Annotated in this window: 9 protein-coding genes; all 9 read left to right on the top strand. The window is 62.9% G+C overall.

Translation table 11 applies throughout. The annotated features are described in order from the left end of the window. Window positions 1-107: 107 nt before the first annotated feature. On the top strand, window positions 108-287 hold the full coding sequence (traL, locus tag VMR39_RS25080; protein ID WP_414712594.1) for a type IV conjugative transfer system protein TraL: 180 nt from the start codon (window positions 108-110) through the stop codon (window positions 285-287). A 1-nt stretch (window position 288) separates the two neighbouring features. Beyond that, window positions 289-855 (top strand): type IV conjugative transfer system protein TraE, encoded by a 567-nt coding sequence (locus tag VMR39_RS25085; protein ID WP_325420336.1) that lies wholly within the window; start codon window positions 289-291, stop codon window positions 853-855. After that, complete coding sequence (locus VMR39_RS25090; protein ID WP_325420338.1) at window positions 848-1,654, top strand: type-F conjugative transfer system secretin TraK; 807 nt, start codon at window positions 848-850, stop codon at window positions 1,652-1,654. Before VMR39_RS25085 ends, VMR39_RS25090 begins: the two co-directional genes overlap by 8 nt. Further along, on the top strand, window positions 1,654-2,982 hold the full coding sequence (locus VMR39_RS25095; RefSeq protein ID WP_325420340.1) for a TraB/VirB10 family protein: 1,329 nt from the start codon (window positions 1,654-1,656) through the stop codon (window positions 2,980-2,982). The genes VMR39_RS25090 and VMR39_RS25095 overlap by 1 nt, the downstream gene beginning before the upstream one ends. Before the next feature lie 8 nt (window positions 2,983-2,990). Continuing rightward, window positions 2,991-3,824, top strand: a complete 834-nt coding sequence (locus VMR39_RS25100; protein ID WP_325420341.1) for a DsbC family protein — start codon at window positions 2,991-2,993, stop codon at window positions 3,822-3,824. Next, window positions 3,824-4,483, top strand: a complete 660-nt coding sequence (locus tag VMR39_RS25105) for a hypothetical protein (protein ID WP_325420342.1) — start codon at window positions 3,824-3,826, stop codon at window positions 4,481-4,483. Before VMR39_RS25100 ends, VMR39_RS25105 begins: the two co-directional genes overlap by 1 nt. A 23-nt stretch (window positions 4,484-4,506) precedes the next feature. Then, complete coding sequence (gene traC, locus VMR39_RS25110) at window positions 4,507-7,044, top strand: type IV secretion system protein TraC (protein WP_325420350.1); 2,538 nt, start codon at window positions 4,507-4,509, stop codon at window positions 7,042-7,044. Next, window positions 7,041-7,376 carry a hypothetical protein gene (locus tag VMR39_RS25115; RefSeq protein WP_325420344.1) on the top strand — a complete coding sequence of 112 codons (336 nt, stop codon included), beginning with the start codon at window positions 7,041-7,043 and terminating at the stop codon, window positions 7,374-7,376. Before traC ends, VMR39_RS25115 begins: the two co-directional genes overlap by 4 nt. After that, the coding region (locus VMR39_RS25120; RefSeq protein ID WP_325420346.1) for a TrbI F-type domain-containing protein at window positions 7,369-7,631 on the top strand (263 nt) is incomplete at its 3' end. The genes VMR39_RS25115 and VMR39_RS25120, both read left to right, overlap by 8 nt.

Consider the following 7,631-nt stretch of genomic DNA (forward strand, 5'->3'; position numbering starts at 1 on the left):
AGCCTCGCAACTCACGTACGAGAACAGCCCCTCGCTCCGTTCATCACCGCCGCGCATCCCGATCCCTTCAACATCCCTCTACGGGATCCTGGAATCAGCAATGCCACATCAAGGCAAGCGCCTTTTTCCGCAGCCTGTTAAGCATCGGGGCATGGCTCGGTTATCGCAAGCTTCGGGCAGGCCGCTCGATGTGCTGGATGCTCCATCTCGCTTATTGGCATCTGCCCGGAGGGTTTTTCGGGCTCAGGTCCGCACCGCATTCCCACATCCGGGTGCTGGCGGGCTGACATGGACGCAGGCTTCGCTCACCAGCAGTCGCAGCGCGCCCTCAGGCAGCGCAACTTCCTGGCCGTCGGCTGCCTTGGGCTAGGTATCGCTTGCCTCGCTTTGGTAGTCATGGCCGTGCGCCGTGAGCGGGAGGTCATTCTTCAGCCGGTCGTTCCCAGAACCATGTCGATCTCGTCTTCCGGCGTGTCTCGCGACTACCTTGAGGCGGTGACGCGGGACACGGCACAGTTGGCTCTCAACCGTTCGCCCGAAACACTCCAGTACTGGATGGATTCGATCCTCAAGATCAGTGCGCCCGAGGCGCGCGGCGGGCTGAAATCGAAGCTCATAGGCATCATCGAAGAGCAGCAGGGGTCGCAGGTGACCCAGTTCGTGACGATCGACTGGATACGCGTCGACCCGGAGTCTCTTACCAGCGAAGTCGGCGGTGTCCTGCACACGATCGTGGCCTCACGGGACGTGCGCCGCGAGCACCGGGTCTTCCGTTTCGCATGGAAATACGAGGGCCTGAGCCTGAAGCTGCGTGGCTTCGGCGTCCTCTCCAGAAAGGACCAGATCAATGAGTGAAATGATCGCCGCATGCGAGATCGCCTCGGGTGTTTCGCTGCTGTCTTCGCTCGACTGCTTCGCCAAGCGATGCTGCGGAACTGCTCTGCTGGCTGCGGGCCTCGTGGCGGCCGGGCCGGCACTGGGGGATGAGACGGTCATCGCGGCGGACAATGGCTCGGTCCAGTGCGATGCCTCGAAGCAGGACCTAACGCGGATATCGCTCAGGGACGACCGTTTCGCTGCCGTTTCGAAAGTCGCCAGCGCTGTCGTCGCGGAAGACTTCTCGGTCGTTCATGAGCCGACCCGCGGCGACATCTACATTTCTGTGCCTGACGGATACCAGCGCAACTCGATCTCGTTCTTCGGCACGACGCAGAAGGGTTTCGTCTACAAGTTCATCTGCCGGGTGGGCGGCGCGGATGCGACACAGGTCTTTGTTGCCAATGCCGATTCTGCAAGGGCTGAGCCGGCCGCCGTTCGAGCGCCACACCGCAGGGACATCCCCCTCGGTGCACAGGCAGTCGCTCTTATAAAGGCGATGTTCGAGCAGCGGCCGATCGAGGGGTTCGAAATCCGCGACGAACCCCGCGTGCCCGTGACCGTAGGCAGCCTCAAGGTCCAGCTTGTCAGCGAATATGACGGCCTGACCATGGCCGGAAAGATCCTGCGCATCGAGAACACCGGCGAAGCGCCGGTTGCTGTGAGCGACGAACTCATCGCCCCGAGCGGCGCAATCGCTGTCAGCATCGTCAATGCGAGACTGGAGCCCCGCCGGGCCACGGGCGCCTACGTTGTCGTGCCGGCGGGGGACCTGTGATGGATATCCCCACGCGCAAGCCAAAGAACGTCGAAGGCGAAGTACCGCAAGTGAATGACCGGCTCGATGCCGCTCTGGGCGTTGCCGAGAATGCAGCTGCAGCGAAGCGACAGAAGCTGCTCCTGTTCGGCGGCGGATCGCTGATCGGGCTTGCTGGCGTGGCCTACATCACTGGGGACGATAATACGGAAGGCTCGAATTCCGCTGACGCGGACACGACCGTCGAAATTTCGACTGACGCCATCATGAACCGTCAGCGCGCCGATCGGGAATGGATGGCGATGTACGAGCGCCAGCAGACCGAGCAGGGCAACCAGCTCAAGGGCATGCAGGGCACGGTCTCGAAAGTGGACCAGGTGCAGGAGGAGCTTCAGACACTTCGCCAGGAAAATGCGCAAGTGAAGGCGGATGCTGCGCGAGTTCTCGAGGCCTACGAGAGCGAGAACCGGCAGCTGCGCCAGCAGGTCGGCCCGGGACGCGGCGAGGCTAGCGGGGCCCCTGCAGCCGGCGCCGCGGCCGCTGCCAGGGCGCTGGGGGTGTCCATGGATACAGGCTCGCGGCCGAACGAGGTGAAGCTCGTCTCGTTCGCACCGGCGGGGCAGGCCACGCCAGTCGGAGACGGCAGGCAAATCGGCGCCTCCGGCAGACAGGTTGGCGCCGCTGGCGGCCAAGCGCTCTATAACGACAGTCCGAACTACCTGCCGCCCAACTCGATTGCTCAGGCCAAGGTCGTCGTCGGCGTCGATGCCGCGACCAATGTAAGGAGCCAGAGCGATCCGCTTCCGGTCCTGCTGCGCGTGACGGGGCCGGCCAGATCAGTGTTCTCGGATGGCAAGCTGCTTCGGACCAGGATTCAGGGATGCATGGTCAATGGCGCTGCTTACGGCGACCTTTCCTCAGAGAAGGTCTACGTCAAACTCCAGCGCATGACTTGCCCGCAGCCTGGTGGCCGGTACGCGGTCTCCGAAGTGAAAGGCTTTATCTCGTTCGGCGGCAAAGTCGGCCTGCGCGGCCGTGTCGTCAGCCGCGAGGGCGGACTGATCGGGCAGGCATTTCTTGCCGGTGTAGCGGGCGGCTTCGGAAGAGGTTTCAGCGCCAATGCCAACTCAGTCTTCTCGGGCACGACGGTCAGTGTCGACGGCAAGCGCGAGGCGCTGTCCCCGGGCGAGATCGTCAAAGGCGGTCTTGGAGAGGGCATTGCCAGTGCCGGCGACACCGTCTCCGACTACCTGATCGAGCGTGCCGAGCAGTATCAGCCGGTCATTGAAATGCCGACCGGCGCCGACGTCGAGCTGGTGTTCCTCGACGGGACCTTCATCCGGAACTGAGGTGACCCATGACGCGAAGAGCCATTTGCCATGTCAGCATCGCCCTTGCCGTGCTTGCGGCCGGGGCAGGAACCCTGACCTGGGCCGCTAGTGCGGACGATGCCCGGCTGGGGATCGTACTCGCGGCACGCCTGCCCCGCACCCCGGTCACTGCGATCGACTGCGGCAAGATCGACGGTCTGTGCGAAGTGCAGGCGGGCGAAAGCCTTTTCTATACCGACAAGGCAGGCCGCTTCCTCGTGATCGGCCGTGTCTACGATATGGACACGCGCCAGGATCTGACGGCCGCGCGATTGCTCGAACTCAGCCCGGAAATCCTCGTCGGGGGCGCGGCCGGGCTGGGCGCAGGGGACGAGAGCCGGTCGGCGGATGGGAGGCAGGTTTCGGCTACAACGAAGCCGCACGTGCCGCGCGCCTCTCCCCGGCAGACGGTGGCGCTCGCCGGCCTTCCAGAAAAGGGCGCAATCCGGTGGGGGGCTGGCCCGCAGACGGTCACAGTCTTCAGCGATTTCCGCTGCGGGTATTGTAGACAGCTGCATCGTACGCTCGCGGAGATGAAGGTTTCCGTGATCGAGCGCCCGATCTCGGTGCTTGGAACACGCCCGATTTCCGATGCCGTGATCTGCGCCAGTGACCGTGCGGAAGCGGTGGCCAAAGCGTATAATCAGGAATCGATTGTTGCTGCAGGCGAATGTGACACCAGAGGCCTCGACGCCAACGAGGCGTTCGCGAGGGAGAACGGCTTCACCGGCACGCCCGTGATCGTGCGCAGCGACGGTGCTGTCGTCCATGGCTATCGTCCCCGCGCCTTTCTCGAAACATGGCTAAAGGAAACACGCTGATGGGCTGGCTCCTGCACAAGCCGCTTCTTCTGGGCGCAGTCCTGATCACGCCGGCCTGTACCTCACTGGGTACGAATGTCAGTGGCTCGTTTCGGTGCGAGGCACCTGACGGTATCTGCGCGCCGTCGGTTGCTATCGACGACCGGGCCCTTGCCGAAATCGTAGATAGTGAGGAACGCGAGCGCGCGGCGCCTGCCGGGCGCTTCAGCGTAGATGATGGCGAGCCAGGCGGAAGAGCAGTCGCAGACGGCGGCGCAGGTGGGGACGAAGCGCAGGCCATGGCCCCGGCGTACCGGCTCAATGTGGTCTTCCCCACCTATACCGACATCGCCGGCGCCGCGCACGAGCGCCGAACCGTGACGGTGCAGGTCGGACTGCCGGGAAGACCGGCGAGCAGCATGGAAATGGCATGGCGGCCGCCCGGCCGCGGCAACGTGACCGGGCTTCTCGCAGCGGCGCAGAACGCTCCGCTGATTGTCCCCGAAACCGAAACTGTTTCTGTCCCGGCAACGGCGTCAGGCTCTCCTGATGGCCGCGATCCGAGTGCGCCTGCGGCCGCGGGCCCGATCACACGGATCAGGTCGGAGGTGGATGCAGGCCTGAGGAGCAACATGCGTCGACAAGCGCAGTCCTTCCCGCCGTCGGAGGAAGATCAGTGAGCTTTTTGGACGGCCTCTATGAGATGATTCTTGGCGACAGCCGCAAGCCGGAGAAGACTGTGCGCCCCGCATCTGTCCCTATGTTGTCGCACTACCTCGGCTACCGCTCGTTCGACCAGACGACCAAGGTGTTCTACCAGGTCCGCTCGAAGGGTTTCATTCTCGAGCTAGCCCCGCTGATTGGCGGCGACGAACGTACGGCCGACATCATCGGGGGCATCTTTTCCGACATTCTGGTGCCGGGCTGTGCCTTCAGCATTGTCAATTACGCCTCGCCGCGTGTCTCGGAGAAGCTGGCCGAGTGGATGCTGCCAAGGGTAGAGGCTGGCGGCGTCTTCTCGACGCTGGCGCGGCACCGGGCGGACAAACTGCGCTGCGGGGCGTGGCAGTCGCTCGCTAGCGACGGTCACTTTCTCGTCCGCAATTTCAGGGTAATTCTCTCGATCGGCGCGCCCGATGGTTCGAGGATCAGCATCGACGATCTGCTCACCATCCGCGACGCCCTCATAGCGGCGCTCGACTCGATAAACATTCCGGTTCGGAACCTCGGCCCGGTCGATCTGATCCGCTTCTTCGACGAAGTCCTGTGCCCTTCGACAGGCGCTGGCGACGATGCTCCCGGCTACAACCGGTTCGATCCGATCAACGAGCAATGCGTACGGCGGGACCTTGTTACCCATGTCGAGAAGGACCGGCTGCTTCTTCACGCGCAGTCGCTGCGACCGACCGGTAGCTTGGTGGACGGTGCGCCTGAATACGAGGATTACATACCCGAGCGGTTCGACGTGCGGACCATGTCCATCCGCAACTTTCCCGACCGTTGGGCTCCTTGGGACACGCAGAAGATCATCGGCGACGTGTTCAATCCCAAGCTGTGCCTTCCGTGCCCGACGCTACAATCGGTCTGCGGGATGATACCGGGTATCGAGACTTCCGAATCGAGGGCAGGGTACAAGTTCGCCCGGACCCAGTCACTGTCAGAAGGGCAGGGAGTCCGGCTGATTCCCAAGCTAAGGGACCAAGCGGCAGAGTGGCGCAGCGTCCAGGAGCGAGTGAAAGCCGGCGAGAAGCTCATTCGCTGCTACTATGCGATCAGTCTGATCGCGCCGCGGGGGGCTGCCGAGACGGCCGAACGGTCAATCAAAGGTATCTACAAGGCGGCCGGCTGGGACCTGATCGACGAGACCCACATTCAGCTTCCTGCCTTCCTGGCGCACTTTCCCCTGATGATCGCCGATGGGCTGGCCTCAGACCTCGATCGCATGAGACGGTTTCGCACACTGCTGTCGTCGAACGTCGCCGCGATCTCGCCCGTGCAAGGCGAGTACGTCGGCGGCGACATTCCGCACGTCCTCTTGGTGGGACGACGCGGACAGCCGCAGTTCTGGTCACCTTTTCAGAACCGGGCGGGCAATCACAATGTCGCGATCGCCGGGAAATCGGGGTCGGGGAAGTCGGTTTTCCTACAGGATCTGACCGCCAGCCTGGCCGGGGTCGGCTCGAAAGTCATCGTCATTGATGACGGACGCTCGTTCGAGCACATGGCAAAAGTACTCGGCGGAACCTTCACCGAGTTCAGACTGTCCTCGGGCATCTCGATCAATCCGTTCCGTATGATCGATCCGCAGCTCGCAGACGGCGACGAAGATTATCTCGTCGATTGCCTTGCGATGCTGAAAGCCATCCTTTCGCAAATGGCGCGCTATGAGACCCGTCTAAACGATACCGAGCGCGGGCTCATTGACCGTGCCGTCAACACGGTGTGGAACGAGCATCAGCGCGGCGGAACGGTAGACCTGGTTATCGCGGCCCTGGAAGCCGAAAATCATGCCGCCGCCGCCGACCTCGCGATGGCGCTCCTCTCATTCTCTTCGCAAGGAACATACGGGCGCTTCTTCCTTGGCGAGAGCAATCTCGATCTTTCCGCCGACCTGACGGTTTTCGAGATGTCGGACCTTGCATCGCGCGAAGAGCTGCGCAGCGTGGTGCTGACTTCGATCATGTTCGTTGCGTCGCAGACGATGCGGCGCATGAATCGCATGATCCCCAAGGCGCTGTTTATCGATGAGGCGTGGCAGATGCTGCGGGGCGGGGCGATGGCCGACTTTGTCGAGACGTATTCGCGCACCTGCCGCAAGTATGGCGCCTCGCTAATTACCGCAACGCAGTCGATCAACGACTACTACAAGTCGGAAGGTTCGCGAGCCGCGCTGGAAAATTCCGACTGGTTCGTGATCCTGCAGCAGAAGGCCGAGACCATCTCGGATTTCCGCAAGTCCGACCGGTTTGAAATGAACGGGTACACCGAGGCTCTGCTTCGCTCGCTCAAGCGCAACGGCATCGAGTATTCAGACCTCCTGATCCGGGGGCCGGAAACCGAGACGGTCTGCCGGCTCGTACTCGATGCCTATTCCGGTACGCTCTATTCCTCGAGTCCGGAAGTCTTTGCGAGAATCGAGGCGCTGGTGGACCGAGGCTACCGCGTTGCCAGCGCGATAGAATGCGTCGCATTTCCCGGCCGCGGCGGCCGTGACGGCGTCATTCTGGATACAGCGTCATGAGCATGAAAGTTACCCACAGAGGAACTGCGAAGATGATTCTTCAGGAAAGCCTCGCGGCCGGCCTGCGCCTCGCAGGCTGGCTGGTGGTCAATCTGCTGGTATCGCTTGGCGTCCTGACTCTCGCCGTAGTCACGCTCGGCGGCTTTTCGATCGAGGGGACCATGCACCATCTCGCCAATCTCTCGGCGCGGTATATCGCGGCCGCCGGCGGCCGCCGCCATCAGTTCGATATGATCGTCATATGGGCCTTGGCTGCGGCATTCTGCGCATGCGGTGTTTTTCGCAGAGATGCCCTGATGCACTTCCTCGTCGGGAGCCCTAGTGATGATTGACAGGGAAACGCCGGCAAGCCCAACTTTTCCGGACGTCTCGGTGCCGGCAGGCAGGCCGCCGGGAAGGCAGGGCGGACGAACTTTAGGGCTGCGCGACATCCTCGCCGTCGGTGCGCTTGTGGGACTCGTATGCTGGGGTGCATGGGTCACGCAGAGCCTGGTGGACGGGAACCGCGAGCGTGACCGTTTCGTGAAACTGCAACTGCAGGGCCTGATCGCGGAATATCTCCAGGCGCAGGCGCGTTCGGGCAACGA

The sequence above is a fragment of the Sphingobium sp. genome (assembly GCF_035511395.1).
Lineage (GTDB): Bacteria > Pseudomonadota > Alphaproteobacteria > Sphingomonadales > Sphingomonadaceae > Sphingobium.

What these genes read in the sequence shown, in the direction of transcription:
- VMR39_RS25085 (WP_325420336.1), top strand. Translation starts at nt 289, where the DNA reads ATGGACGCAGGCTTCGCTCACCAGCAGTCGCAGCGCGCCCTCAGGCAG.
- VMR39_RS25090 (WP_325420338.1), top strand. Translation starts at nt 848, where the DNA reads ATGAGTGAAATGATCGCCGCATGCGAGATCGCCTCGGGTGTTTCGCTG.
- VMR39_RS25095 (WP_325420340.1), top strand. Translation starts at nt 1,654, where the DNA reads ATGGATATCCCCACGCGCAAGCCAAAGAACGTCGAAGGCGAAGTACCG.
- VMR39_RS25100 (WP_325420341.1), top strand. Translation starts at nt 2,991, where the DNA reads ATGACGCGAAGAGCCATTTGCCATGTCAGCATCGCCCTTGCCGTGCTT.
- VMR39_RS25105 (WP_325420342.1), top strand. Translation starts at nt 3,824, where the DNA reads ATGGGCTGGCTCCTGCACAAGCCGCTTCTTCTGGGCGCAGTCCTGATC.
- traC (WP_325420350.1), top strand. Translation starts at nt 4,507, where the DNA reads ATGATTCTTGGCGACAGCCGCAAGCCGGAGAAGACTGTGCGCCCCGCA.
- VMR39_RS25115 (WP_325420344.1), top strand. Translation starts at nt 7,041, where the DNA reads ATGAGCATGAAAGTTACCCACAGAGGAACTGCGAAGATGATTCTTCAG.